Annotated in this window: 21 protein-coding genes; 10 read left to right on the forward strand and 11 right to left on the reverse strand. The window is 37.3% G+C overall.

From position 1 onward, the window contains the following. Positions 1-10: 10 nt before the first annotated feature. The 5 genes from DV434_RS03785 to DV434_RS03805 are packed head-to-tail and all read right to left on the reverse strand — an operon-like array spanning position 11 to position 4833. Positions 11-955 (reverse strand): sugar kinase, encoded by a 945-nt coding sequence (locus tag DV434_RS03785; RefSeq protein ID WP_118811491.1) that lies wholly within the window; start codon positions 953-955, stop codon positions 11-13. Between the two features lie 19 nt (positions 956-974). Then, positions 975-2246 (reverse strand): TRAP transporter large permease, encoded by a 1272-nt coding sequence (locus tag DV434_RS03790; protein WP_192882517.1) that lies wholly within the window; start codon positions 2244-2246, stop codon positions 975-977. Positions 2247-2255: 9 nt separating this feature from the next. After that, positions 2256-2753, reverse strand: a complete 498-nt coding sequence (locus tag DV434_RS03795) for a TRAP transporter small permease (RefSeq protein WP_081277682.1) — start codon at positions 2751-2753, stop codon at positions 2256-2258. Positions 2754-2791: 38 nt separating this feature from the next. Then, positions 2792-3778, reverse strand: a complete 987-nt coding sequence (locus DV434_RS03800) for a DctP family TRAP transporter solute-binding subunit (protein WP_118811492.1) — start codon at positions 3776-3778, stop codon at positions 2792-2794. 26 nt (positions 3779-3804) lie between these two features. Then, on the reverse strand, positions 3805-4833 hold the full coding sequence (locus DV434_RS03805; protein ID WP_118811493.1) for a zinc-binding dehydrogenase: 1029 nt from the start codon (positions 4831-4833) through the stop codon (positions 3805-3807). 160 nt (positions 4834-4993) lie between these two features. Here DV434_RS03805 and DV434_RS03810 point away from each other — a divergent pair, with 160 nt between their 5' ends. Together DV434_RS03810 and uxuA are read left to right on the forward strand one after the other, a co-directional pair. After that, positions 4994-5743: a GntR family transcriptional regulator gene (locus tag DV434_RS03810; protein WP_005687499.1), complete on the forward strand. Its 750-nt coding sequence runs from the start codon at positions 4994-4996 to the stop codon at positions 5741-5743. 27 nt (positions 5744-5770) lie between these two features. Continuing rightward, positions 5771-6955 carry a mannonate dehydratase gene (gene uxuA, locus DV434_RS03815; RefSeq protein ID WP_118811494.1) on the forward strand — a complete coding sequence of 395 codons (1185 nt, stop codon included), beginning with the start codon at positions 5771-5773 and terminating at the stop codon, positions 6953-6955. 52 nt (positions 6956-7007) lie between these two features. Here the strand turns inward: uxuA and DV434_RS03820 are convergent, their stop codons facing one another. From DV434_RS03820 to DV434_RS03845, 6 genes are all read right to left on the reverse strand, one after another. Beyond that, the gene (locus tag DV434_RS03820) at positions 7008-7721 is read right to left on the reverse strand and encodes a TerC family protein (RefSeq protein ID WP_118785044.1); all 714 of its coding nucleotides are present in this window, start codon (positions 7719-7721) and stop codon (positions 7008-7010) included. Positions 7722-7818: 97 nt separating this feature from the next. After that, positions 7819-9648: an excinuclease ABC subunit UvrC gene (uvrC, locus tag DV434_RS03825; protein WP_118785045.1), complete on the reverse strand. Its 1830-nt coding sequence runs from the start codon at positions 9646-9648 to the stop codon at positions 7819-7821. Between the two features lies 1 nt (position 9649). After that, positions 9650-10414, reverse strand: a complete 765-nt coding sequence (kdsB, locus tag DV434_RS03830; RefSeq protein WP_118811495.1) for a 3-deoxy-manno-octulosonate cytidylyltransferase — start codon at positions 10412-10414, stop codon at positions 9650-9652. A gap of 70 nt (positions 10415-10484) precedes the next feature. Next, positions 10485-11483, reverse strand: coding sequence for a tetraacyldisaccharide 4'-kinase (gene lpxK, locus DV434_RS03835; protein WP_118785047.1), 999 nt, complete (start codon positions 11481-11483; stop codon positions 10485-10487). Positions 11484-11555: 72 nt separating this feature from the next. Further along, positions 11556-13319, reverse strand: coding sequence for a lipid A ABC transporter ATP-binding protein/permease MsbA (msbA, locus tag DV434_RS03840; protein ID WP_118785048.1), 1764 nt, complete (start codon positions 13317-13319; stop codon positions 11556-11558). A 40-nt stretch (positions 13320-13359) separates the two neighbouring features. Then, complete coding sequence (locus DV434_RS03845) at positions 13360-15726, reverse strand: DNA internalization-related competence protein ComEC/Rec2 (RefSeq protein WP_118785049.1); 2367 nt, start codon at positions 15724-15726, stop codon at positions 13360-13362. Positions 15727-15985: 259 nt separating this feature from the next. Here DV434_RS03845 and dksA point away from each other — a divergent pair, with 259 nt between their 5' ends. The 8 genes from dksA (at position 15986) to glnE (ending at position 26235) form a co-directional block, all read left to right on the forward strand. Then, positions 15986-16423, forward strand: coding sequence for an RNA polymerase-binding protein DksA (gene dksA / locus DV434_RS03850; protein WP_009766772.1), 438 nt, complete (start codon positions 15986-15988; stop codon positions 16421-16423). 161 nt (positions 16424-16584) lie between these two features. Then, the gene (gene pcnB / locus DV434_RS03855; protein WP_421800592.1) at positions 16585-18030 is read left to right on the forward strand and encodes a polynucleotide adenylyltransferase PcnB; all 1446 of its coding nucleotides are present in this window, start codon (positions 16585-16587) and stop codon (positions 18028-18030) included. Positions 18031-18038: 8 nt separating this feature from the next. Continuing rightward, positions 18039-18521, forward strand: coding sequence for a 2-amino-4-hydroxy-6-hydroxymethyldihydropteridine diphosphokinase (gene folK / locus DV434_RS03860; RefSeq protein ID WP_118785050.1), 483 nt, complete (start codon positions 18039-18041; stop codon positions 18519-18521). Between the two features lie 75 nt (positions 18522-18596). Further along, positions 18597-19073 carry a tRNA (adenosine(37)-N6)-threonylcarbamoyltransferase complex ATPase subunit type 1 TsaE gene (gene tsaE / locus DV434_RS03865; protein ID WP_005635434.1) on the forward strand — a complete coding sequence of 159 codons (477 nt, stop codon included), beginning with the start codon at positions 18597-18599 and terminating at the stop codon, positions 19071-19073. Positions 19074-19080: 7 nt separating this feature from the next. Then, positions 19081-20451 carry an N-acetylmuramoyl-L-alanine amidase gene (locus tag DV434_RS03870; protein WP_118785051.1) on the forward strand — a complete coding sequence of 457 codons (1371 nt, stop codon included), beginning with the start codon at positions 19081-19083 and terminating at the stop codon, positions 20449-20451. Continuing rightward, entirely contained in the window at positions 20452-22341 is a 1890-nt protein-coding gene (gene mutL, locus DV434_RS03875; protein ID WP_118785052.1) for a DNA mismatch repair endonuclease MutL, read from the forward strand. A 7-nt stretch (positions 22342-22348) separates the two neighbouring features. Next, positions 22349-23284 carry a tRNA (adenosine(37)-N6)-dimethylallyltransferase MiaA gene (miaA, locus tag DV434_RS03880; protein ID WP_118785053.1) on the forward strand — a complete coding sequence of 312 codons (936 nt, stop codon included), beginning with the start codon at positions 22349-22351 and terminating at the stop codon, positions 23282-23284. A gap of 5 nt (positions 23285-23289) precedes the next feature. Then, a complete protein-coding gene (glnE, locus tag DV434_RS03885; RefSeq protein ID WP_118811496.1) occupies positions 23290-26235 on the forward strand; it encodes a bifunctional [glutamate--ammonia ligase]-adenylyl-L-tyrosine phosphorylase/[glutamate--ammonia-ligase] adenylyltransferase in 2946 nt (981 codons plus the stop codon). Positions 26236-26245 lie beyond the last annotated feature (10 nt).

Genomic DNA, 26245 nt, shown 5'->3' on the forward strand with positions numbered 1-26245 from the left:
GTAAACTCCATTAATTAAATTCAGATTGAAGATGAAAAGTTGCGACTTTATCTATAATCGCACCTTTATGTTGAATGACGATACCAGCAATACGATTGCCTTGCTGACAACAAATTTCGAGAGATTTATTTCGTAAATAACCGTTCAGAAATCCAGCATTAAAAGAATCACCAGCAGAGGTTGTATCCACTACATTTAAAATAGGTTCAGGTATCACTTGCCCATATCGAGATAAATACCTATCTGAAAAAATAGCACCATTCTTACCGCACTTCACAATCACTTTTGATATACCAATTTTATGTAATCGCTCTAAAGTATCCCTAGATGTTTTATCTTTCCATAATTCTTGTTCATCATCAAAAGTCACCAAAGCTATATTGACACTAGGCAAAAGCTGCAAATAACAATCTTGAGTTTCTTCTAATGAACCCCAAAGTGCAGGGCGATAATTACTATCAAAAACAATTTCTGTGCCTTTTTTAGCTAAAGAAGATAATTGTTCAATTAAAAAAGTGCGGTCATTTTTCGGTAAGATTGCTAATGAAATACCACTTAAATAAATCACATCAACTTGCTGAAGTTCTGCAATAACCTTAGCAAAATCAGTATGTTGAACCATATAATGTGCTGCAGATTGATTACGCCAATAAAGGAACGTGCGTTCGCCTTGAGCATCTAATTGGATTAGATAAAGACCTGGTTGATGCTGTTCATCCTGTAAAACCCAATTTGTTTGGATGCCATCAGCTTGCCAATATTTAAGCATTTGTTTACTTAAATTATCAGTTCCTAATGCAGAGACATAATGAACTTGAATCTCTTTTGATGAACTTACTCGGCTAAGATAAGTTGCAGAATTTAAGGTATCACCACCATAACTTTGCCACATTTCCGCAAAGGGTTTCCCATTGAGCTCAATCATACACTCGCCGATAAATGCTATTTTTTTCATGATGTAACTTCCTAATAAATCAAGATAACCAATTCATTGGAACAATTACAATTTCAGGAAAAAATACGATCAACATCATAATAATTGCGTAAACAAATAAGAATGGAGCAATTCCTTTGGATAATGCACCTATCCCTAATTTTGATATCCCTGAGCCTACATACAAAACTGTTCCCACGGGCGGTGTTATTAATCCTATAGATAAATTAATCACCATCATGATTCCGAAATACGCAATATCAATATTATATGCTCTTAACACTGGTAATAAGACTGGAACAAAGATTAATACCGCAGGAATTAAATCCATTACACATCCAACAAGTAATAAAAATAGCATTATAATAAACATTAAAATTGTCGGATTATCAGTTAATCCTTTAATCGTTTGGACTAATTCTGTTGGAATTTGAGCAACTGTAATCGCAAAAGCAGATATCATTGCTGATGCAGCAACAAACATTACCATTGATGTTGTTTTGATGGTACCAATGAAGACGTCTTTCAATTTAGAAAATGTTAAGCCTTTATAAGCAATACTTACTATGCCAGCATAAATTGCAGCAACAACTCCAGCTTCTGTTGGAGTAAAAATTCCTCCTCTTAATCCCACAATAATAATGATAGGTAATAATAAAGGCCAAAATGCTTTTTTAAAAGCAACCCATCTTTCTTTGCCAGTTTGTTTTCTTTCTAGACTTGTATCATTATTTCTATACAAAATTTTCCAAGTAACCCATAATCCAACGACCATTAATAAGCCTGGTACAGTTCCCCCCATAAATAATTTAGTGATAGATGCCCCAGCAGTAATACCATAAATGATCATAGGAATGCTTGGAGGAATAACAACTGAAATAATACCTGCAGCACAAATTAATCCTGTGGAACGAGCACCATCATATTTTTTAGAAATCATCATAGGAATTAGTATTGCACCTAATGCGGCCGTATCCGCTACCGCAGAACCAGATAACCCTGCAAATATCAACCCAGAGATGATTGCAACATAACCTAAACCACCTTTAATATGACCAACCATACTTGTTGCAAAATTAATGATTCGTTCAGAAATTCCTCCATGCTTCATTATTTCTCCAGTAAGCATAAAGAAAGGAATAGCCATCAAAGGAAAATTATTCGTTCCCATCACAAAGTTTTCTGTAATTAATTGCGTATCAAACATATCAAGATGATATAGCATAATACTCGCACTCAACAGCATTGATAGTGCTACAGGTACACCAAGAAATAACAATAAGAATAAACTACACAAAAATAATAGTAACATTATAAGCTCCTATTTATCAGAGGATTCTTTATAATCTTTAATCATGCTAAACATGACAATAAAAAAGTAAGATACGGAAGATATAACAGCAGCTAAATATAAAAAAGATGAAGATATACCTGTAGCTGGCATTTGTTGAGTATAGGTCAAAGACATCAGTTGTAATGCACCATAAGCTATAAAAATCATTGCAATTAGGACACATATATTTGCAACTATTAAGACTATTTTTCTATACTTTTCAGGCAACGAAGAAATAATAATATCAACAGTAAGATGAGCTTTATCCTTGGCAACAAGGATAATCCCAAAGAAAATCATATATACAAAACAAATCCTAGAAAACTCTTCAGAAAATGCAATTCCAGAATCGAAGAAGTACCTCAAGACAGAATTAAAAAACACGAGAGAAATCATAATAACTAATGCTAAGATAGAAAGATATTCTAATGCTTTGTCTAAATACTTTGCTATTTTCATAAAACAAGCTCCTTCTTTATCCCCCATGAGCAATTTATAGAATTGAACATAGGGGATCTTATTAATTATTTAGCTTCATTAATTTTTTGAACTACATCCTTAGCCCAATCATATTTTTTATAAAAACTATCATAAAGCACCTTAGATGCATTCACCATATCATTTTTAAATACTTCACTTGGTACGATAATTTCATTTCCATGTTTAGCTAGATAATCTTTAACTTCTAATTCTGTTTTAATTGCTAATTCCCACTCTTTCTCTTGATACAATTTAGCCGCTTTTTCAAAAATAATTTGATCTTCTTTTGGAATTTTATTCCAAGTTTTTAAGCTAATTTGCAATAATCCTGGAGAGAAAATATGGTTACTTTGGATAATATATTTTTGTACTTCATATAACCCAGAGTCTTTAATTAACATATACGGATTTTCTTGACCATCAATTACCTTTTGTTCTAATGCAGTAAAAACTTCACTGAGCGGCATGCTTTGTGGATTTATATTCATTGCTTTAGCCCAATCAACAAAAAGTGAATTCAGCGGAACTCTTAAACGTAAACCTTTAAAATCGTCAAATTTCTCTAATTTTTTATTAGATGAAATAACACGAAATCCATTCATACCATAGGCAAGTAATTTAATTCCATACTTCTCCATTTTTTGGCCAATTTTATTTGCGATTGGAGATTCCAATACTTTTTTAGCCTCTTGATTATCCTTAAATAAATAAGGCCATTCCCAAACTCCAAAAATAGGATCTACATTTTGCAATAATAAACCTGTAATACCTGCTTCTATAGTGCCATTACGTAATCCATTTACAATTTGATCTTCACCGCCAAGTTGATTATTAGGATAAAGTCTAATCTCATATCTATGATTTGTTTCATTTTCAATTGTTTTCTTAAAATATTCCTGTAATGCAATATGTGATGGATGCATATCAGAATTATAATGTCCTAACTTAATAATTGTTTTTGCAAATGCACTGCTACTAAACAATATACTTGAAGCAAGTAATAATTTACCTAAGCCTTTAATTGACTTCATAACCTTCTCCTTATTGATTATGTTTTTTAGAAAACTGCATTAATTTTTAAATAATTTTCTGGATGATCAGATAAATCAGAAATAAAACTAGGAATTTCTTCAAATTTGATACACTTAGTAATGATATGAGATGCATTGATTTTATTAGTAGCAAGCATATCCAATGCCTCCTCAAATTCCCCCTTGCTTGTTCTAGAACCATAAATATTCAATTCTTTAAAGGTAATTAAATTTGTTGGTAATGGAGTTTCTGTTTTTGGCCATCCTGTTAAAGCAATTCTTCCTGCAAAGGAGGCATAATGCAGAGTATTTTTGATAGAAATATTAGCTCCAGATGCCTCCATAACAACTTCAGCCATACGACCACTTGTAATTTCCTTAATTCTTTTAATGTCATCCTCCTTATGCGGATTTACAATATGTTCAATTCCCAAGGATTTTGCATACTCAAGACGTTGTTCTAATATATCAACTAAAATTGGGATTGCTCCATATTGAACCGCTGCTAATGCAGCCATTAATCCAATTGCACCAGCTCCAATAATTACTATGTGTTCCCCTGATTTTAAAGTTGTTCTATGTAAAGCGTGTAAAGCTATTGTTAAAGGTTCAGCTAAAGGTAATTGATGAATCGGTAGGTTATCTGGGACTTTAGTTAAAAGATGAGCGGGATGTCTAATTACCTCTTGCATACCTCCATCAATATGAACACCAATTACCTTTAATGATTCACAACAATTGGTTCTACCAATTGAACAAGGATAGCATTGACCACAAAAAACATAAGGATCAACAATTACTCGGTCTCCAACCCTCACCCCACTTGGCATACCAATTCCACTTTCAATTACTCTCCCTACAATTTCATGCCCAAGTATTCTTGGATAAGTTACTAATGGATTAGTTCCTCTATATGCACCAATATCAGAACCACAAATCCCCATTGATTCTACCTGAATAAGTACATCATTATCACTTTTTTCGGGATAAGGCACTTCTTTAACAACTATATTGTTTGGTTTTTCTAAGCATATTGCTTTGATTTGCTCCGCCATTTTTAGACTCCTTATATGCCATTGACAGAATAAAATTACTTGTTATGTTTAACTATGATATGATTATGAAACATAAAAACTCTTTTTGGAATACCAAATATCTATTTTTGTGAACCACATCACAAAAATAAAAAATTGGAATACCAATTTAAGGAAAAATATGGAAAATATAGTAAATAGAACATATACCCGAATCGGTCAATTGCTAAAACAAGATATTTCTCAAGGAATTTATAGCATTGGAGACAAACTCCCTACAGAACGAGAAATTTCTGAAAAATTTGGTGTAAGTAGAACTATTGTTAGAGAAGCAATGGTTATGTTAGAAGTAGAAAAGTTAGTAGAGGTAAAAAAAGGCTCAGGCGTTTATGTAGTAAGAACCCCCGAATCAATACATATGGAACATTCAGATTTACCAGATGTAGGTCCATTTGAACTTTTACAAGCTAGACAACTATTAGAAAGTAGTATTGCTGAATTTGCAGCGTTACAAGCGACTAAAAAAGATATTTTAAATTTAAAACAAATACTGAATCGAGAGAAAGAATTACTTACTCAGAATCAAGATGACTATAGTGCAGACAAAGATTTTCATTTGGCACTTGCAGAAATTACACAAAATGATGTGTTAGTCAAATTACAAGAACAATTGTGGCAATATCGCTTTAATAGTGCGATGTGGGCACAATTACATTCTCGTATTTTACAAAATGATTATCATCATTTATGGATAGAAGATCATCAAACAATTTTATCTGCTATTCAAAAGAAAAATGCTAATGAAGCTAGAAAAGCTATGTGGCAACACTTAGAAAATGTAAAAGTAAAATTATTTGAATTATCTGATGTAGAAGATCCACATTTTGATGGATACCTATTCAATACAAATCCAGTTGTTGTAGGTATCTAAATACTTGTAATAACATAGGAGTTAAAAATGGAACAAGCATGGCGTTGGTATGGACCAAAAGATCCTGTTTCTTTATCTGATATTCGTCAAGCAGGCGCAACTGGTATAGTCACTGCACTTCACCATATTCCTAACGGTGAAATATGGAGTATTGAAGAAATTAAAAAACGCAAAACTGAAATAGAGAATGCTGGTTTAAGCTGGTCAGTAGTGGAAAGTGTACCAGTTCATGAAGAGATCAAAACTCAGACTGGAAATTATCAAAAATGGATTAATAACTATAAACAAACTCTTCGCAATCTTGCTCAATGCGGAATTGACACGGTTTGTTACAATTTTATGCCTGTTTTAGACTGGACTCGTACTGATCTCGCTTATGAATTACCAGATGGTTCTAAAGCATTGCGCTTTGATCATATCGCTTTCGCAGCATTTGAACTTCATATTTTAAAACGTCCTGATGCAGAAAAAACCTATAATCAAGAAGAACAAGTTGCAGCAAGAACCTATTATGACAAGATGTCAGAGCAAGATATAGCGCAATTAACGCGTAATATTATTGCGGGCTTACCTGGTGCAGAAGAAGGTTATACTCTTGATGAATTTCAAACTCAATTAGATCGCTATAAAGATATTTCACCCGAAAAATTCCGTACGCATTTGGCTTATTTTTTAAATGAAATCGTACCTGTTGCCCAAGAAGTAGGAATCAAAATGGCGATTCATCCAGATGATCCTCCACGCCCAATCTTAGGCTTACCACGCATAGTTTCAACTATTGAAGATATGCAATGGTTTGTAGAAACTCAACCATTACCAGCAAATGGTTTTACAATGTGTACGGGTTCTTATGGCGTACGCTCCGATAATGATCTCGTAAAAATGACAGAACAATTCGCTGATCGTATTTACTTCGCACATTTACGTTCTACTCAACGTGAAGATAATCCACTAACCTTCCATGAGGCAGCTCATCTAGAAGGAGACGTAGATATGTTTAATGTGGTAAAAGCTTTATTAAATGAAGAATATCGTCGATTAAATCAAGGAGAAACGCGTTTAATCCCAATGCGCCCAGATCATGGGCATCAAATGTTGGATGACTTACGTAAAAAAACCAACCCTGGCTACTCTGCCATTGGTCGGTTAAAAGGTCTAGCTGAATTTCGCGGTTTAGAGATGGCACTAAAAAAAGTGTATTTCAATAAGTAAAAGAAAAAGTGCGGTCATAAAAAACATTATTTTTATCGACCGCACTTCTAATTTATTTCATCAATCTTCTCATTCGAATATTGATCATTTCGACCACAACAGAGAATCCCATTGCAAAATAGATGTAACCTTTCGGGATGTGAATATCTAAACTTTCTGCAATTAAACTAATTCCCACTAAAACCAAGAAGGCTAAAGCTAGAATTTTCAACGTTGGATGCGTATCTACGAAATCGCCGATTGGTTTTGCCGCAAACATCATCACACCAACGGCAATAATAATCGCCAAAATCATCACAGGAAGATGGCTTGCCATACCCACTGCTGTAATCACGGAATCTAAAGAAAATACAATATCTAGCACTGCAATTTGAATTAATACGCCAAGATAACTCACTTTATTTTTTCTTTCCGATTCATGATGGTCTTGATGATTGATTGCTTCTTTAATTTCGCCTGAACTTTTTACAATCAGGAATAAACCACCGATTAATAAAATCAAATCACGCCCAGAAATTTCTTGATTAAACACAGTAAATAGCGGTGTAGTAAGCTTCATCATCCACGCCAGTGACATTAAAAGTAAAATTCTTGTCAGCATTGCTAAACCAAGTCCAACAATACGACCAGACTGGCGTTGGCTTTCAGGTAAACGCCCAACTAGGATACTAATAAAAATAATATTATCGACCCCTAAAACGATCTCCAAAGCAGCAAGTGTCGCAAGTGATATCCACGCTTCAGGATCGGTAATCCATTCAAACATAATTTTTCCTATAATAGAATTAAATAAATCCGAAAGTGCGGATCATAATGGCTTTATGATGAAAAGCAATCGTTATTTACATTTGAGAAATGATTGATTAGTCGTTTTTAAGCGTTTCAAAAATCGTTTCGGCAAGTTTAAGGGAAATTCCAGGCACAGAGGCTATTTCATCTAAGGTCGCCTTTTTCACACCTTGTAAACCACCAAGATATTTCAGTAAAGCCTGACGACGTTTAGCGCCCACACCTTCAATGGTTTCTAAACCACTTTGTGTAAAGGCTTTTTGACGTTTTTTACGGTGTCCGCTTATTGCGTGATTATGGCTTTCATCACGGATGTGTTGAATCAAATGCAATGCCAAACTATCATCAGGTAAATGAATTTCGCGGTCTTGTTTGCTAATGATCAGTACTTCCTGCCCTGCTCGACGATCCACACCTTTTGCCACGCCAATTAAGTGCGGTCTATTTTTATCCCATTTTACTTGAAGATGTTGGAACACATTCAATGCACGATTTAATTGCCCTTTTCCACCATCAATAAAAATAATATCGGGAATTTTATCTTCTTCTAAATCACGCTCATAGCGTTTCTGCAACGCTTGTTCCATCGCAGCATAATCATCCCCGCCAGTAATGCCTTCAATATTAAAACGACGATAATCAGATTTCAGTGGACCTTCTTGATTAAAAACAACACAAGATGCTACCGTTTGATTGCCCATCGTGTGACTTATATCGAAACATTCCATACGCTTAATTTCAGGAAGATTTAACAGCTCACACAACGCTTGATAACGCTCTGACATTCGTGAAGATTGTTTAAGTTGTACATTTAAAGCCGCTTTAGCATTAACTTGTGCGAGCTGTAAGTATTTACTCTTATCGCCTTTTACACTTTCTTGAATCGTCACTTTTCTGCCCGCTTGATCAGTAAGAAGTTGCTCAAGCCCTGATTTTTCAGCTAATTGACGATCCACAATAATACTATTCGGAATACTTCGTCCTTGATGACCTTGTAAATAAAATTGTCCCACAAAAGTTTCTGTAAGCTCCGATAAATCCGTATTGGCGGGTACTTTTGGGAAATAACTGCGATTGCCTAGCACTTTTCCTTGACGAATAAACATCACTTGTACGCAGGCTAAACCATGTTGATATGCGATGGACATAATATCCATATCATCTAAACGCTCATTGGATACAAATTGTTTTTCAATAACTGAACGTACCGCCTGAATCTGATCGCGATAACGAGCCGCCTGTTCAAAATCTAAATTTTTGCTTGCCTGCTCCATTTTACCGATTAAATAATCTAACACCTGTTGATCCTTGCCTTGTAAAAATAAGCGGGCTAATTCAACTTGCTGATTATATTCTTCATCAGAAACATATCCCTGAACACAAGGTGCGGAACAACGCCCAATTTGATACTGCAAACAAGGACGAGAGCGGTTAGAATAAACGGAATTTTCACATTGGCGAACAGGGAAAAGTTTTTGCAAAAGCGATAAGGTTTCACGCACAGCTCCCGCGTGAGGATAAGGCCCAAAGTATTCGCCCGCAAATTTTTTAGAACCACGATAGGAAGTGATTCTTGGATGACGTTCTTTGGTTAATAAAATAAATGGATAGGATTTATCATCACGCAATAATACGTTATAGCGAGGCTGATAAAGCTTGATGAAATTATGCTCTAGCAGTAAAGCTTCCGTTTCAGATGAAGTTAGCGTGGTGTCAATATGATGAATTGACGCCACCAACGCCTCTGTTTTTTTACTGCTCAGATTTTTACGAAAATAGCTTGAAAGACGTTTTTTTAGATCCTTTGCTTTCCCAACATAAATAACCTGATCTTTATCGTCATACATACGATAAACACCAGGTTCGTGAGAAACATCCGCTAAGAACTTTTTAGCATCAAACATTTTAATTCGCCGCTAAAATTGCCCGCACTTTTTCCAAATCTTCGGCGGTATCCACCCCCACTGCAGGCACTTCTTTCGCAAGTTCTACGTGAATACGTTCGCCGTTATATAACACTCGAAGCTGCTCCAGTTTTTCTAGATTTTCAAGTTGAGTCGGTGCCCATTGCACATATTGCTTTACGAAACCCGCACGATATGCGTAAATGCCAATATGACGTAAGTAAGCGTCCGCAAGCTGTATTTTCTGAACATTCTGTAAATTCATAAACTGATCGCGATCGTAAGGAATAACCGAACGGGAAAAATACAGCACATAGCCATCTTTATCTGTTAATACTTTCACTGCATTTGGATTGAATAATTCCTCAGCATCATGAATTTTTACCGCAAGGCTTGCCATATTTACATTAAATTTTGCTAAATTATCTGCCACTTGTCGCACGATAACGGGAGGAATCAAAGGCTCATCCCCTTGAATATTGACAATGATTTCATTGTCAGGAATCTCTAATTTTTCTACAACTTCCGCTAAACGCTCTGTACCAGAATTATGATGAACCGAAGTCATGCACACTTCCGCGCCAAAACTTTTGGCAACATCAGCCACATTTTCATTATCGGTGGCAATAATCACTCGGCTCGCCCCAGACTGCAATGCTTTCTCAAATACATGTTGAATCATTGGCTTACCCGCAATATCAGCAAGAGGTTTTCCAGGTAAACGACTTGATGCAAAACGAGCGGGGATAATCACGGTAAATGACATAATTTATTCCTTATTCTTTAATATTTCGGCTTTATCGGCAAGCAATCAAAACAACTGGGGATTAATCCTTTCAGACATTTCTGTATTGCGCCACAAGTTTGTCTATTTTGGCCCAAAAGAGCGGTAAATTTTCACTTTGTTTTTCAGCCTCAATAATCTCCGCATCGATAGGTACATACCACCAATTATCTTTAGCAAAAGATTGGCATTTTACGGCATCTTTTTCCGTCATAAAGAGCGGTTGATTTTCAGAAAGTTTTTCTAATTGAGACGCTTCAAAATGTTGATGATCTTGAAATGCTTGAGTTCGCTCTAATTGAATCCCTAACTTTTCTAACATAGTAAAAAAACGCTGAGGATTGCCAATCCCTGCAATGGCAACACCTGATTGAAATTCCTTTAATTGGCGTTTTTCATTGGTTTTTAAATTAATCGCGAAATGAGGCACGAGACGCATAATCACATCTGAATACTGATTTTTTCCACCATTAGTGATTACAAAATCTACGGATTTTAATCGACTAGGTAATTCACGCAATGGACCTGCTGGCAATACAAAACCATTTCCCAATGCACGCTCAGCATCCATTACCACAATTTCTAAATCACGCTGTAATTGATAATGCTGTAAACCATCGTCAGAAATAATAATATCGCACTCTGCTTGGCTTAAGAGTAATTCAATCGCTTGCTGGCGATTCGGGGAAATCACTACTGGTGCATTGGTGCGTTTCGCGATCAATATAGGCTCATCGCCACCTTCAATTGGATTTGTATTTTCAGTAACAAACAACGGATAAGTTTTAGATTTACTGCCGTAACCACGAGAAATCACACCTACACGCAGACCTTGTTTTTTTAATTCTTCCACAAGCCAAACAACCACGGGCGTTTTGCCATTTCCACCCACAGACAAATTTCCCACAATTATCACTGGTTTGGGTGCGCGATAAGAAGATTTGAGCCCCAAAGAGAATAAGGCGCGACGAATTTGGCTAATCAACCAAAACAATAAAGAAAAAGACGATAAGAGCCAAATAAGTTTGGAATTGGAATACCAGAAGGGCATAGAAAATCCTTTCTAATAAGTGCGGATAAAATAACGCGAGTTTTTCAACTCGCGTTTTCGATAATCAATAAATTAGCCAGTAAACTGCATACTGTGTAACTGTTTATAGGCACCATTTTGTTCAAGCAATGTTTTATGGTTGCCACGCTCACGAATTTCTCCATGATCAATCACAAGAATTTCATCCGCATTTTCAATAGTTGATAAACGATGGGCAATTACGATAACAGTACGATCTTTCTTTAATTCCTCTAATGCAGATTGAATTGCTCGTTCTGATTCTGTATCTAGTGCAGATGTGGCTTCATCTAAAATTAATACTGGAGAATTACGCAATAAAGCGCGAGCAATCGCTAAACGTTGACGTTGCCCACCAGATAGGCTCGCACCGTTTTCACCAATTACCGTATCAAAACCTTGTGGTAATTTTTCGATAAACTCTAAAGCATAAGCCGCTTTTGCTGCAGCGATAATTTCTTCGCGAGAATACTTATCCTGCGCTGCATAAGCAATATTATTCGCAATAGTATCGTTAAATAAATGGACTTGTTGAGAAACCACAGCGCAGTTTTCACGTAAATTAGATAAACGATAATCTTGGATATTTACGCCATCCAGTAAAATCTCGCCTTGCTCAATATCGTAAAAACGTGTCACTAAATTAGCAATGGTTGATTTGCCCGATCCAGAACGCCCAACCAAAGCAACGGTTTTTCCTGCAGGCACGCTAAAAGAAATATTATTTAATGCAAGTTCCTCTTTTCCTTGATATGCAAAGCTTACATTTTTAAATTCTAACTCGCCTTTCGCTGGTTCAGCTTTATAAGCCCCATTATCTTTTTCTGGTTCCAAATCTAAAATGGAAAATAGCGTTTGACAGGCTGCCATTCCACTTTGAAATTGTGCATTCACCGCAGTTAATGATTTTAACGGACGCATCATCGCTAACATTGAAGAAAATACCACTGTAAATGAGCCTGCACTCAAATTATCTTCTGCAATCAATGGAGTAGTAGCTAAATAGAGCACCGCAGCTAATGCGAGAGATGCAATAATTTGCACCACAGGATCAGAAATGGAATCTGCTGTCACCATTTTCATGCTTTTTCGACGCATATCATTACTAACATGATTAAAATGCGCTTCTTCCACATGTTGCCCTCCGAAAGAAAGTACAACTTTATGACCTTTTAACATCTGTTCTGTAGCAGACGTAAGTTCACCCATTGAATCTTGTAAGTTCTTACTTAATCTACGAAAAATTTTTGATACCAAACCAATTAAAATAGCAATGATTGGACCTATAATAAAAAGCACAATTGTTAATTCCCAACTGGTATAAAACATCACCGCAAGTACAGAAATAATATATGCTCCTTCGCGTATAATCGTAATTAGAGAACTAGATGAAGAATTAGCAATCATTTGGGAATCATAAGTAATCCGAGAAAGTAAACGCCCCGTTGAATTTTGATCAAAGAAACTCACTGGCATAAACATCAAATGCTTAAACAAGCGACGACGCATTGTCATCACAACTTTGCCTGACACCCATGCTAAACAATAATTAGAAATAAAGTTAGAGACCCCACGCAAAAAAATCATTCCCACGACGACCACAGCCATCATTTTCAAAAATGAATGATCCGCCTTACCGAATCCATCATCTAGCAAAGGTTTTAATAAATAAATAAGACCTGAATCTGCCAAAGCATTAAGCACCAATGCGATAGCAGCCACCACTAAACCCGCTTTAAAAGGTTTAATCATTGGCCACAAACGTTTAAAAGTTTGCAGGGTAGAAAAGTCATGATCTTGTAATTTTTGTTTTTGCATAATCGCTATCTAATAGTAAAAATTGCGCGCATTGTACCTTTTATTCCTTTGATAATCCAATTACACGCGCATACCAAGGGGAAAATTCTGTGCGTACTTGTTGTATTTCTAATCGATCTTGAAAAAAATTTACCCTCACTTGCCCTGAAACAGCGGTATTTTCTACCGCACTTTTATAGCGTTGAAGCCTTTCTATAACCGAATAATGGGGGAATTTCCACGGATTCCAACGTCCGCTAGAAATAATCGCCACATCTGGTCGAACCTGAGAAAGTAAGTATTCACTTGTCGATGTTTTACTTCCGTGATGCCCCACTTGCAACACATCAATTTTGCCTAAAGTGCGAGCAAAAATTTGTTCATTTTTTGCTTCAGCATCGCCAGTCAGCAAAACTCGATGTTTTCCATCATCGACTAAAATTACACAAGAATGGGGATTATCTGCTCTCTCCACAATAGAATGCGGTGAAAGTATTTGAAAATGTAGCCCTTGCCAATCCCAATCACGTCCAGCAGTACAAAAAGTGCGGTAATTTTCCCCATAGTTTTTTCGTGAAGGGGTAATAAATTCCACATTGGGATACGCCTTTAAAATTACCGAAGCACCACCAGCATGATCGTTATCATCGTGGCTCAAAATCAACTTTTCCAAAGTAATCCCTTCTCTATGTAAATAAGGCAAAATTTCTAATTCAGCCATATTTCCTCCTTGCCATGCTGGGCCTGTATCATAAAGAATCCCTTTGCCATTTTTCACAATCAGCGTTGCCAAGCCCTGCCCCACATCTAAAGTATCTACCTGCCAAATTGGCTTGCTTAGTTGCTTGAACAACAAAATCGTAAAACACATAAGAATAATGCCGAAAGAACATAGCAAAACGTTGATTCGTTCATTTTTTAGCAAAGGTTTACTGAGATTCAATGTAAAAAATCTTGGTCGTTTAATTTTCCAAGTTGATGATGAAGCCTCTGGTTCTCGATAAATACGCCAAATAATTAACATAAAAATTCCCGCACAAAGTGCGGTTAAAACCAGCGCTAAATTAAATGAAACATTAAACCAATTCCCTTGAAAAACAGAAATTAACCAAGTGATTCCTTCAGCTAACTTATTTGCAAGTTGCCAAGCAAAAACTGCGCCGTTGGTAAAAACAGCAAATAAAATCAAAGGGACAAGCAAAAAGCTATAAAGTGGTACGGCAATAAGATTGGCTAAAAATCCACTCAACGATAAGCCATTAAATAAAAAAAGTTGCAAAGGCGTAAAAAAGAGCAATAGCCCAAATTGCAAATGAAATAAACTCAAAATCCACCGCACTTTTGGTAAAAAGGGGCGATTTTTCCATTGAAAAAGAGAAAAAGGCACATAACGATACCAGACGATCAAACAACCAACTGCTCCGCAAGAAAGCCAAAAACTGACCGAAAGCAGCATTAATGGATCGCATAAAAGCAAGAATCCGACAACCAGCATAAAAAGCTGAACGGGCGAATAATGTCGCCTCATTATTTGAACGAAGAAAACGAAAACAAGTGCTGAAATGGCACGAAAAGTTGGCACGCTAAAACCAGCCAAATACGCATAAATTAAAGCAAATAAAACGCCAAAAACTAAAGGAAAATAAGGATGAATAAAACGGGTGGGGAAAAATACTTGCACAGCACGCGCCAAGTAAAATCCAATTGCCATAGCCAACCCAATATGTAAGCCAGAAATGGCAATAAGATGCGCGGTATTGGTTTGTTGGTAAATTGACCAAGTGGTTTTATCTAACCAAGCCCGTTCGCCAAAAGCTAACGCGATCAATAAACCTTGTAGTGATAACCCTTCCGTTTGCTTCTTTACTTGTTGCAATTTTTCTGCACGCAATGATGAAACATCAGCAATTTTCACCGCACTTTTTACCGTTCCAACAGCGGTAATCCCCTTTGAAAAATACCATTGTTGCCGATCAAATCCGCCAAAATTTAATCGCGCAGAAAGTGGCCGTAAGGAAATTTCAGCTTGCCAAATTTCCGATAATTGAGGCTCCTCTTTCGCTTTCCAATTTAAGAAAATTCGTTGTTCTTGCAAATTATTCGCCAATGTTGCTGTGGCGATAAGTGTTTGATAATCCTGTTGATGCAAAATTTCTAGGATCTCAAACGTCACCACTTGCTTTTGAGCGGTAATATTTTGAGCTTGTTGTAATAAACTCAAAGCCGAATAATGAAAATAGCCAAGATAGGCAACAAAAAAAGCAAGGCTAACTAAGAAATGTTTACGCCAAAAAATAAAAAGAAAAATTAGAACAAGCGCAATAACGAGAGCAACTTGCCAAGGCAATAGCAACAGTTGCGGTAGAAATAACAACGTTAAATCCGCAACAATTAACAAGACAGCTAAAGTTATTAAGTTTAATTTCATTTTTATAAAAGATTAATTCCAGTCTCTCTAAGCCTAGGCTAGTTTTATTTAAATATGCAAACGGTTGCCTCAAATTTTGCGATCCATATCGTAAAAATAAATTTTTCAGGAAAATTTACTTGCTAAAACAAACAACTTCTGATATTTATACCGCCCTCAAAAATTGGGTTCCTAAAATAGCAATCAGGAACAAACTAAAATAACAAGACAGGAAGTCGTGAAGTCCACGCTTAAATTCTGTATGTATTAGGAGTGAGAGATGTCAAGAGCATCATTGAGCTTGCTAGATTTAGCAGGCGTTAAGCCTTATCAAATGAAAAAAGATGAAGAATATATGAATGAAGAGCAAATTCTTCATTTCAGAAAAATTCTTAATGCTTGGCACGAGCAAATCGTGGAAGAAGCTTCTCGCACTGTTGCACATATGCAGGATGAAGTAACCAATTTCCCCGATCCCGCAGACCGAGCAACTCAGGAAGAGGAATTTAGTCTAGAATTACGTAATCGCGATCGCGAACGTAAACTAATGAAAAAAATCGAAGCAACCTTGAAAAAACTTGATACCGATGATTTCGGTTACTGCGATTCTTGTGGCGAGGAAATCGGTATCCGCCGTTTAGAAGCACGACCAACAGCAGATCTTTGCATTGATTGCAAAACGTTAGCTGAAATCCGCGAAAAACAAGTCGCTGGTTAATTCATTCTATTGAAAAATACAAAAGTGCGGTTAAAATTAGCCGCACTTTTTTGCATTTAAAAATACGGAAAATTTTCCCTTAACTTTTCCTACAAGAAAAGAGCTAAATCATTAATTTCCAAGAAAAAACGGAGTAAATTATTCTTACTTATATCAAAAATTTGTTTGGCAAAAAGACAAAAAAATCAAAAGAGGTTGCCAAAACAAGTGCTCATTCTAAACGAGTTGAGCGTTCTAATAGTCAAATGCCAAAAGCGCGGGCAAAAAAATCAGAACAAACACACCGCTACGATAAAAATGTGATTAAAGCGGCTCAATTTGGTATTTCACCGCGTGATTTTAGCCGTAATGCACTCACCGTAGTGGAAAAACTGCAACGTCAAGGTTTCGAGGCTTATATCGTCGGTGGATGTATCCGCGATTTATTGCTCGGTAAAAAACCAAAAGATTTTGATGTTGCAACAAACGCCCGTCCTGAGCAAATCCAAAATATTTTTCAACGCCAATGCCGTTTAGTGGGTCGCCGTTTCCGCTTAGCACATATTATGTTTGGTCGAGATATTATTGAAGTCGCCACTTTCCGTGCTAATCACAGTGATGCTCGCAATGAAAATCAAGCGAAACAGAGCAATGAAGGCATGTTACTGCGCGATAATGTTTACGGTACGATCGAACAAGATGCAGTGCGCCGTGATTTTACGGTCAATGCACTGTATTACAATCCACAAGATAATACGTTACGAGATTATTTCGAAGGCATTAAGGATCTCAAAGCGGGTAAGCTACGCTTAATTGGCGATCCTGTTACACGTTATCAAGAAGATCCTGTGCGCATGCTACGCTCAATTCGTTTTATGGCAAAACTTGATATGTTCCTTGAAAAACCAAGCGAACAGCCAATTCGTGAACTTGCGCCTTTATTAAAAAATATTCCGCCAGCCCGCTTATTTGACGAAAGTTTAAAATTATTGCAGGAGGCGGGACAAGGGGTAAAAACCTATCGTTTATTACGCCAATATGGTTTATTTGAACAACTTTTCCCTGCATTAAGCGCATATTTTACAGAGAAAGAAGATAGTTTTGCAGAACGCATGATCGTCACCGCGCTTACTTCTACGGATGAACGTGTTGCGGATAAACTTCGTATTAATCCAGCATTCTTATTTGCGGCATTTTTCTGGTATCCATTACGCGAAAAAGTGGAAATTTTAAAAAATGAAGGTGGTTTAAATAATCATGATGCTTATGCTTTAGCGGGTAATGAAGTTTTAGATTTATTCTGTCGCGCTTTGGCTGCACCACGTCGTCATACTGCGGTCATTCGTGATATTTGGTTCTTACAGCTGCAATTATTAAAACGTACTGGCTCAGCACCAATGCGTACCATGGAACATCCAAAATTCCGTGCAGGCTTTGATTTACTGGCTATGCGTGCAGAAATTGAAGGTGGCGAAACGATTGAATTAGCCAAATGGTGGCACGAATATCAATTCAGCAATGGTGAACAGCGCGAACAGCTGGTACACGAGCAACAACGCTTACATCCCAAACCAAAGAAAAAATACTATCGTCCACGCCGTCGTAAAACAACGCACTCAGCTGAATAAGGAAAAAGATGATCACTGCATATATTGCTCTAGGTAGCAATTTAAACACACCAGTGGAACAATTACATGCTGCGCTTAAAGCGATCAGTCAGTTACCAAACACGCATTTGGTAACGACGAGCTCTTTTTATAAAAGCAAACCGCTCGGCCCACAAGATCAACCCGATTATGTGAATGCTGTTGCAAAAATTAAAACCGAACTTAGCCCGCTTGTGCTATTGGATGAATTGCAACGCATTGAAAATGAGCAAGGTCGAGTACGTTTACGTCGCTGGGGTGAGCGTACATTAGATTTGGATATTTTGCTTTACGACAACGAAATCATTCAAAACGAGCGCTTAACGATTCCGCATTATGATATGCATAACCGTGAGTTTGTCATTGTGCCGCTGTTTGAAATTGCATCGAATTTGGTCTTACCTAACACTCAACCACTAGTAGATTTGGTCAAGCAATTTGATGACCATGAAATGATAAAATTAAATCTCTAGAAATTTCACCGCACTTTTATGAACCTTAAAAGTGCGGTAGAATCTGCCCACATTTTTCTTCATTAATGCCCCGTTATGGAAAGCTTGACTCAATATATCCCTGATGAATTTTCTATGCTCCGCTTCGGCAAAAAATTCGCCGAAATTCTTTTAAAATTGCATACAGAAAAAGCAATTATGGTTTATCTTAACGGTGATCTTGGGGCAGGAAAAACAACGCTGACACGCGGAATGCTGCAAGGTATCGGTCATCAGGGTAATGTAAAAAGCCCAACTTATACGCTGGTTGAAGAATACAATATTGCAGGCAAAATGATTTATCATTTTGATTTATATCGTTTAGCAGATCCTGAAGAGCTCGAATTTATGGGCATTAGAGATTATTTTAATACGGATAGCATCTGCTTAATTGAATGGTCTGAAAAAGGCCAAGGCATATTGCCGGAAGCGGATATTTTAGTAAATATTGATTATTACGATGATGCACGAAATATTGAATTAATCGCACAAACAAACTTAGGTAAAAATATTATAAAAGCATTCTCTAATTAATTTATTTATGAAAACAAAAATTTTATTTTTTCTTTTTTTCTCAACGTTTAGCTTCTCTCTTTTTGCAGCCCCAATTACGATTGCGATTGACCCAGGTCATGGGGGGAAAGATCCCGGTGCAATCAGCCGAAATTTGGGCATTTATGAAAAAAATGTCACTCTTTCGATTGCAAAAGAGTTAAAAGCCTTACTCGATAAAGATCCAAATTTTCGCGGCGTATTAACGCGCAGCGGCGATTACTATATCTCCGTGCCTGAACGTTCAGAAATCGCACGTAAATTTAAAGCGAATTATCTCATTTCCATTCATGCGGATTCATCTGAATCACCTGAACGTCGCGGTGCATCAGTGTGGGTGTTGTCAAACCGTCGAGCCAATGATGAAATGGGTCAATGGTTAGAAGACGATGAAAAACGCTCTGAACTACTTGGTGGCGCAGGAAAAGTGCTATCTCATAATAATGATAAATACCTAGATCAAACTGTGCTTGATTTACAATTTGGTCATAGCCAACGTACTGGCTATGCGTTAGGCGAACATATTTTGCGCCATTTTGCTAAAGTAACAACATTAAGTCGCAGTACCCCACAACATGCAAGTCTAGGTGTTCTACGTTCGCCAGATATTCCTTCTGTGTTGGTAGAAACGGGATTTCTTTCCAATTCAGAAGAAGAAAAAAAACTTAACTCTCAAACTTATCGTCGCCGCATTGCTTATATGATTTATGAAGGCTTGGTTGCATTCCGAGGTGGAAAAGTAAAACCCTTTGTTAATGATGATTTTGTTCAAAATATCAAACAAAATGACACAAAAAATTCAGAAAAAAATAACCGCACTTCCGAACAAAATACAAATGAAAATAACATAAAAGACAGTGGTATTCGTCATATTGTGAAAAAAGGGGAAAGTTTAGGAAGCCTTGCGAATAAATACGATGTCAAAGTGGCGAACATTGTGGCGTTAAACAAATTAAAACGCGAAGCCCTTTGGATTGGTGAAACCATCAAAATTCCAGATAATGGCAAAACTCAGAAAGTACAAGATGACAAAGTAAATTCATCAAAAAATAAAGAAAGTGCGGTGAAAAAGACTGAAAAAACGACTGAAAAAACCAATACTGTAAAAGTAGAAAAATCAGAAAATAAAACGGATAAAAATAAATCCTCAAATAAAACAAGAAAAGAGGAAACCTCATCCACTAAAAAATCGGATGATAAAAAAGAGATTCCGCTTTACCATGTCATTCAAAAAGATCAGACAATTTATGCTGTATCAAGAGAATACAATATTTCAGTCAACCAAATTTTAAAGCTGAATCCAAAATTAAAAGATGGTAAAGCCCTGAGCGGACAAAAAATTAAATTAAGAGAAAAATAAATGCCAATTAAAATTCTTTCCCCACAACTTGCTAATCAAATTGCTGCTGGTGAAGTAGTAGAACGCCCTGCGTCTGTGGTGAAAGAATTAGTGGAAAATAGCCTTGATGCCGGTGCAAATAAAATCCAAATCGATATCGAAAATGGTGGGGCAAATTTAATCCGCATTCGTGACAACGGCTGTGGTATTCCAAAAGAAGAATTAAGCCTAGCGTTAGCTCGACATGCAACTAGCAAAATAGTCGATCTTGACGATCTCGAGGCGATTTTAAGTCTAGGTTTTCGTGGTGAAGCTTTGGCAAGTATCAGCTCTGTATCGCGCTTAACGCTCACCTCTCGCACAGCAGAGCAAACTGAAGCGTGGCAAGTTTATGCGCAAGGTCGTGATATGGAAACCACAATCAAACCCGCATCACATCCTGTCGGCACAACAGTTGAAGTCGCCAATCTTTTTTTCAACACACCAGCCCGCCGAAAATTTTTGCGCACAGATAAAACAGAATTTGCGCATATTGATGAAGTCATTCGCCGCATTGCTTTAACAAAATTCAATACGGCATTTACATTGACTCATAATGGGAAAATTATCCGTCAATACCGTCCTGCCGAAGCAATCAATCAACAACTAAAACGTGTTGCCGCGATTTGTGGGGATGATTTTGTCAAAAATGCCTTACGAATTGAGTGGAAACACGATGATTTGCACTTATCTGGCTGGGTAGCTACACCAAATTTTAGCCGAACTCAAAATGATTTAAGTTATTGCTATATTAATGGCCGAATGGTTCGAGATAAAGTGATCAGCCATGCGATTCGACAAGCCTATGCTCAATATTTACCAACCGATGCTTATCCTTCGTTTGTGTTGTTTATTGATTTAAACCCGCACGATGTAGATGTCAATGTTCATCCAACCAAACATGAAGTACGCTTTCATCAACAACGCCTCATTCATGATTTTATTTACGAAGGCATCAGCCATGCACTAAACAATCAAGAACAGCTTAATTGGCATACAGACCAAAATGCGGTAGAAAATCACGAAGAAAATACAGTGCGTGAGCCCCAACCGAATTATAGCATTCGTCCTAATCGTGCAGCTGCGGGGCAAAATAGCTTTGCGCCAAAATATTATGAAAAACCACAGCAAAATCAACCGCACTTTTCTAACACACCAGTGTTGCCAAGTCATGTAAGTACTGGTTATCGAGATTACCGTTCTGATGCACCGAGTAAAACTGAGCAACGTTTATATGCTGAATTGTTACGCACGTTACCGCCTACAGCGCAAAAGGATATATCGAATACAGCACAACAAAATATTTCAGATACAGCTAAAATCATCTCAACTGAAATAATTGAGTGTTCATCACATCTGCGAGCCCTTTCACTTATTGAAAATCGTGCGTTGTTATTACAACAAAACCAAGATTTCTTTTTGCTTTCATTGGAAAAATTACAACGCTTGCAATGGCAACTAGCGTTAAAACAAATACAGATTGAACAACAACCATTGTTGATTCCAATCGTGTTTCGCTTAACGGAAGCACAATTTCAAGCATGGCAACAATATTCAGATGACTTCAAAAAAATTGGCTTTGAATTTATCGAAAATCAAGCACAATTACGTTTAACCTTAAATAAAGTGCCAAGTGTATTACGCACACAAAATCTACAAAAATGCGTGATGGCAATGCTGACTAGAGATGAAAATTCATCACCATTTTTAACCGCACTTTGCTCACAATTAGAATGTAAAACCTTTGACGCTTTAGCGGACGCACTCAATTTATTAAGCGATACAGAACGTTTACTCACGCAAACGAATCGCACGGCATTCACCCAATTACTCAAACCTGTTAATTGGCAGCCTTTATTAGACGAAATTTAGATTCTTCATGAAACCAACCGCAATTTTTTTAATGGGCCCTACGGCCTCAGGCAAAACGGATTTAGCTATTCAACTACGAAGCTCGCTTCCAGTTGAAGTGATTAGTGTGGATTCAGCGCTTATTTATAAGGGAATGGATATTGGCACAGCGAAACCATCAAAAGAAGAACTTTACCTTGCGCCTCACCGTTTGATTGATATTTTAGATCCATCAGAAAGCTATTCCGCGATGAATTTCCGCGATGATGCGCTACGCGAAATGGCGGATATTACCGCACAAGGCAAAATTCCGTTACTAGTGGGCGGCACGATGCTGTATTACAAAGCATTAATTGAAGGGCTTTCTCCCTTGCCTTCTGCTGATGAAAATATTCGCGCCGAGCTTGAACAAAAAGCGGCTCAACAAGGTTGGGCAGCATTGCATACAGAACTCGCCAAAATCGATCCCATTTCTGCCGCTCGAATTAATCCGAGTGATTCTCAACGAATCAATCGTGCTTTAGAGGTTTTTTATATCACAGGGAAATCACTCACAGAGCTGACGGAAGAAAAAGGCGAAGCCTTGCCTTATGATTTTGTGCAATTTGCAATTGCTCCGCAAGATCGTCATATTTTGCATGACCGCATAGAACAACGCTTTCATAAAATGATTGAACTGGGCTTTCAAGAAGAAGTGGAAAAACTTTATGCGCGTGGCGATTTAAATATTAATCTACCATCAATTCGCTGTGTAGGCTACCGTCAAATGTGGGAATATTTGCAAGGCGATTACGACCACGAAGAAATGATTTTCCGTGGTATTTGTGCAACTCGCCAACTTGCAAAACGCCAACTCACTTGGCTGCGCAGTTGGAAAACACCAATACAATGGCTGGATAGTTTACAACCTCAAAAAGCGAAAGAAACCGTATTACGTCACTTAAATTCCTATCAAAAAGGTTAGAAAAAATGACCGCACTTTCTGCCCTCATTGAACAAAAATTACAATCTCTTGGCACAATCCTGTGCCAATCTTTTCCAGACATTTCCCCAGAAAAAATTCACGAAGCCATTCAACAAAATTCAAATCATCCTGAAATGCCTATTTATCAATTAGGCTATGCCATAGCAATGTCTGACTTTGTGGAAAAAGTCTTGCAAAAATACCCGCACTTAGTGAAACAATGGTGGGAAAAATCGCCCTGTTTTGCAGATTGCTCTGCCTATATTGAACGTTTGAATAAAGAGTTAGCCAATGTACATGACGAAACCTCACTCTATCAAACATTACGCCAATTCCGTAACATTGAAATGGCAAAATTAAGTTTTTGTCAAAGTTTGAATCTTGCGACTGTTGAAGAAATATTTGTTCAGCTTTCACAACTTGCAGAAAGTTTAATTATCTCTGCCCGCGATTGGCTTTACCATCAAGCCTGTGCGGAGATGGGCACGCCAATGGATGAACAAGGCAATCCGCAACAGCTTTATATCCTAGGAATGGGGAAATTAGGCGGCTTTGAACTAAATTTTTCCTCAGATATTGATTTAATTTTCACTTATCCATCACAAGGGGAAACGTCCATTGAGAATACGAATGCTCGACGTTCTGTGGATAATGGAAAATTTTTTACGCGTTTAGGGCAACGCCTTATTTCTGCCTTAGATGAATTTACCGCTGATGGTTTTGTATATCGAACCGATATGCGCTTGCGCCCATTTGGTGACAGCGGTGCGCTTGTTCTCAGCTTTGCGGCAATGGAACAATATTATCAAGATCAAGGTCGAGATTGGGAACGCTATGCAATGATTAAAGGGCGAGTATTGGGCGTACAAACAAAGGATCCCAATGTTTCAAAATTGCAAAAAATGTTACGCCCCTTTGTGTATCGTCGCTATATTGACTTTAGTGTAATTCAATCTTTACGCGAAATGAAAGGCAAAATTGAGCGAGAAGTACGCCGTCGTGGTTTGAAAGATAATATTAAACTGGGTGCTGGCGGCATTCGTGAAGTCGAATTTATCGTGCAAGTTTTTCAACTCATTCGAGGCGGGCGAGAAATCAATCTGCAACAACATTCACTCTTAAAGATCTTGCCTGAAATTACCAAACTAGGGTTAATTACCGAGCAACAATTCCACGATTTACGTGAAAGTTATATTTTCTTACGCCGCGTAGAAAACATTCTACAAGCCATTAACGATCAACAAACTCAAACACTACCAACCGATGAAATAGATCAAATTCGTTTAGTCGAGGCATGTAAAACATTCACCTGTTTAAATGAAAATAATCAAACCATTGAAAAACATTATCCAATAGAAAATTGGGACGATTTTTACCGCACTTTGCAACAAAAACAAGAAAAAGTGCGGGCTGTATTTACTCAATTAATCGGTGATGAACAAGATGAGCCTTCACAAACTGATAGCCAATGGCAAGATTTTTTAGAATCAGATTTTGAGGATATTGAACAAACATTATTAGAGAGTGGTGTATCAGAAAATAATATTAATGACGTTTTAGAAAAGCTTGCTCAATTCAAAGACAGCCTAAATCACAGAGTGATTGGTTCGCGTGGACGTGATGTTTTGAGTCATTTGATGCCAACAGTACTTGCACTCATTTTTGAACAAGAAAATTACCGCACTTTGCTCCCCCGAATTCTGAACATTATTGAAAAAATTTCGAGTCGCACGACTTATTTAGAATTATTATTGGAAAATCCTCGTGCCCTTCAGCAAGTTATTGAACTTTGTGCGCAGTCTCAACTTATTTCAGAGCAACTGGCCCGCCATCCTATCTTATTAGATGAATTGCTTAATACAGAAGCGCTACGCCATCCGTTGCCATTTACCCAATATCCTGCAGAGTTACACCAATATTTGCTTCGTTTACCACCTGATGATGAAGAACAGCTTATTGATGCTTTACGTCAATTTAAACAAGCAACCCTATTAAAAGTGGCTGCGGCAGATATTTTAGGGGCATTACCGGTGATGAAGGTAAGCGATCATTTAACCTATCTTGCCGAAGCAATTATTGAAGTCGTTGTGAATCTAGCTTGGAAACAAGTTTCGTCTAAATTTGGTGTGCCTGAACATTTACAAAATGGTGAAAAAGGATTTCTAGTTATTGGTTATGGAAAACTGGGTGGTATTGAACTCGGTTATAAATCCGATTTAGACCTCGTATTTTTGTACGATGCCGTAGAAAGTCAAACAACAGGTGGCAAAAAAGTGATTGATAGCAATCAATTTTACCTGCGTTTGGCACAAAAGATTGTAAGTATTTTCAGCATAAATACTTCCGCTGGCGTACTTTATGAGGCAGATATGCGCCTACGCCCTTCTGGCGATGCTGGCTTAATTGGCTGCTCTCTTTCGGCATTTGCCCATTACCAATTAAATGAAGCTTGGACATGGGAAAAACAAGCGCTTGTGCGTGCTCGCCCTGTTTTTGGTGAATCATCTCTTAAAGCTAAATTTGAGTATATCCGCCAACACGTACTTTCTGCATCACGAGATCTTGAACAATTAAAGCGAGATGTTGTGGAGATGCGAGGAAAAATGTTCACGCATTTGTCCCATTCAAAAGATGGTGAATTTAATCTTAAAACAGATCGCGGTGGTATCACTGATATTGAATTTATTGCTCAATATTTAATGCTTGCCAATGCTCCACAAAACCCACAACTGACAAAATGGTCAGACAACGTACGTATTTTCGATGATATGGCAGAGGCTAAAATTATTAGCCAAACAGACTGCGACGCTTTAAAACAAAGTTATGTCGATTTACGCAATGCTATTCACCATTTGAATTTGATAGGTAAATCTCCTGTTGTAGATAAAACTGAATTTGTCAAAGAGCGGTCATTTATTCAAGCATTTTGGGATAAGCTATTTAGTTCATAAAATAGCAATT

The sequence above is a fragment of the Haemophilus haemolyticus genome (assembly GCF_003493685.1).
In the GTDB taxonomy this organism is placed as follows: Bacteria; Pseudomonadota; Gammaproteobacteria; order Enterobacterales; family Pasteurellaceae; genus Haemophilus; species Haemophilus haemolyticus_O.

Coding starts and splice junctions, on each gene's coding strand:
- DV434_RS03785 (WP_118811491.1), bottom strand. CDS start 955: ATGAAAAAAATAGCATTTATCGGCGAGTGTATGATTGAGCTCAATGGG.
- DV434_RS03790 (WP_192882517.1), bottom strand. CDS start 2,246: ATGTTACTATTATTTTTGTGTAGTTTATTCTTATTGTTATTTCTTGGT.
- DV434_RS03795 (WP_081277682.1), bottom strand. CDS start 2,753: ATGGGGGATAAAGAAGGAGCTTGTTTTATGAAAATAGCAAAGTATTTA.
- DV434_RS03800 (WP_118811492.1), bottom strand. CDS start 3,778: ATGAAGTCAATTAAAGGCTTAGGTAAATTATTACTTGCTTCAAGTATA.
- DV434_RS03805 (WP_118811493.1), bottom strand. CDS start 4,833: ATGGCGGAGCAAATCAAAGCAATATGCTTAGAAAAACCAAACAATATA.
- DV434_RS03810 (WP_005687499.1), top strand. CDS start 4,994: ATGGAAAATATAGTAAATAGAACATATACCCGAATCGGTCAATTGCTA.
- uxuA (WP_118811494.1), top strand. CDS start 5,771: ATGGAACAAGCATGGCGTTGGTATGGACCAAAAGATCCTGTTTCTTTA.
- DV434_RS03820 (WP_118785044.1), bottom strand. CDS start 7,721: ATGTTTGAATGGATTACCGATCCTGAAGCGTGGATATCACTTGCGACA.
- uvrC (WP_118785045.1), bottom strand. CDS start 9,648: ATGTTTGATGCTAAAAAGTTCTTAGCGGATGTTTCTCACGAACCTGGT.
- kdsB (WP_118811495.1), bottom strand. CDS start 10,414: ATGTCATTTACCGTGATTATCCCCGCTCGTTTTGCATCAAGTCGTTTA.
- lpxK (WP_118785047.1), bottom strand. CDS start 11,483: ATGCCCTTCTGGTATTCCAATTCCAAACTTATTTGGCTCTTATCGTCT.
- msbA (WP_118785048.1), bottom strand. CDS start 13,319: ATGCAAAAACAAAAATTACAAGATCATGACTTTTCTACCCTGCAAACT.
- DV434_RS03845 (WP_118785049.1), bottom strand. CDS start 15,726: ATGAAATTAAACTTAATAACTTTAGCTGTCTTGTTAATTGTTGCGGAT.
- dksA (WP_009766772.1), top strand. CDS start 15,986: ATGTCAAGAGCATCATTGAGCTTGCTAGATTTAGCAGGCGTTAAGCCT.
- folK (WP_118785050.1), top strand. CDS start 18,039: ATGATCACTGCATATATTGCTCTAGGTAGCAATTTAAACACACCAGTG.
- tsaE (WP_005635434.1), top strand. CDS start 18,597: ATGGAAAGCTTGACTCAATATATCCCTGATGAATTTTCTATGCTCCGC.
- DV434_RS03870 (WP_118785051.1), top strand. CDS start 19,081: ATGAAAACAAAAATTTTATTTTTTCTTTTTTTCTCAACGTTTAGCTTC.
- mutL (WP_118785052.1), top strand. CDS start 20,452: ATGCCAATTAAAATTCTTTCCCCACAACTTGCTAATCAAATTGCTGCT.
- miaA (WP_118785053.1), top strand. CDS start 22,349: ATGAAACCAACCGCAATTTTTTTAATGGGCCCTACGGCCTCAGGCAAA.
- glnE (WP_118811496.1), top strand. CDS start 23,290: ATGACCGCACTTTCTGCCCTCATTGAACAAAAATTACAATCTCTTGGC.